2 protein-coding genes are annotated in these 1333 nt (G+C 71.5%); both read left to right on the top strand.

Annotation, left to right across the window (positions count from 1 at the left end):
- Nucleotides 1-1048, top strand: a 1048-nt coding sequence (locus tag ACRYM2_RS23120; protein WP_432525046.1) for a YihY/virulence factor BrkB family protein, incomplete at its 5' end; no start/stop codon positions are given.
- A 34-nt stretch (nt 1049-1082) separates the two neighbouring features.
- Nucleotides 1083-1289 (top strand): hypothetical protein, encoded by a 207-nt coding sequence (locus tag ACRYM2_RS23115; RefSeq protein ID WP_432525044.1) that lies wholly within the window; start codon nt 1083-1085, stop codon nt 1287-1289.
- Nucleotides 1290-1333: the final 44 nt, after the last annotated feature.

Here is a 1333-nt window from a genome sequence, read left to right as displayed (position 1 = left end):
GCTCGCCGGGTCTCCCGGCGAGCGCGATCTGCGTCGTCGCGAGAAGGTGGAGGACATGAGCAGGACGACGCAGGGCAACGACCTGTCGGTGCAGCGCAGCGGGTCGGGCGATCGCGGGCAGCAGGCCGACTCGCCGCAGCAGATCCCCGCCAAGGGGTGGTTGCAGGTCACCAAGCGGGCGTGGGCAGAGGCCAAGGACGACATGGTGCCGCTGCTGGCGGCCGGGGTCGCCTTCAAGGCGTTCCTCGCCATCTTCCCGGCGCTGACGGCCGCGTTCCTCATCTGGGGGATCTTCGGTGACCCGGCGCAGATCGCGAACCAGATCAACGGCATCTCCGCAATCCCGGAGGAGGCGCGCAACCTCGTCCTCAGCCAGGTCGAGAACGTCTCCAGCCAGAAGTCGACCGCGGGCCTGACCGCGGTCGTGGCGATCCTGCTGGCGCTGTGGAGCGCCTCCAGCGGCGTCGAGAACCTCATGGCCGCCACGAACTCCGCCTACGACGAGAAGGAGACGCGCGGCTTCGTCAAGCGCAAGGGCACCGCGCTCCTGCTGACGATCGGCGCGATCGTCTTCATGCTGCTGGCGATCGCCTTCATCGCCGTCGCCCCGGTGCTCGTCGAGGCGCTGGGCGCCAGCGGTGCGGTGAGCATCGTCGTCAACGTCCTGCGCTGGGTGCTGCTGGTGGCGCTGGTCGTCGTCGCCCTGGCCGTCGTCTACCGCCTCGCCCCGGACCGCGACGCGCCCAAGGCCAAGTGGACCTCGGTCGGCGCCACCGTCGCGATGGTGCTGTGGGTCGTCGTCTCGATCGGTTTCTCCCTGTACGTGAGCCTCGCAGGCGGCACCTCCTACACCAAGAACTACGGCGCCATGGCCGGTGTCGTCATCCTGCTCATGTGGCTGTGGCTGACCAGCTACGCCATCCTGCTGGGCGCTGAGATCAACGCCGAGTCCGAGCGGCAGACCGACAAGGACACCACGGTCGGCCCGGAGCAGCCGATGGGGCAGCGCGACGCCGTCGCCGCCGACCGCAAGCCCGAGGACCGCTGACGGCCACCGGCCGGGACGCGTGGAGGAGGAGCAGATGAGCGAGGCACCGCAGGGCACCGGCCCGCACGTGCAGCAGGACGGCGACGAGATCCCGGAGGCCGAGGCCCGCCTGGAGGAGTCGCGCCGGCTGTCGGCGCAGGTCCGCGAGGAGTTCCGGGGTTCGCCCCAGGACGACTCCGGGCACTCCGGGTCCGCAGAGGGCGCCGACGCCCCGCAGGCCGGGGCCGACGCCGAGCGCTGAGAGCACCGCGAGGGCGCCCGCCCGGGGAGGACCTCCCCGGGCGG

The sequence above is a fragment of the Kineococcus aridisoli genome, assembly GCF_050871885.1.
Taxonomy (GTDB): domain Bacteria; phylum Actinomycetota; class Actinomycetes; order Actinomycetales; family Kineococcaceae; genus Kineococcus.
This window is presented reverse-complemented; position numbering and strand designations above follow the sequence as displayed.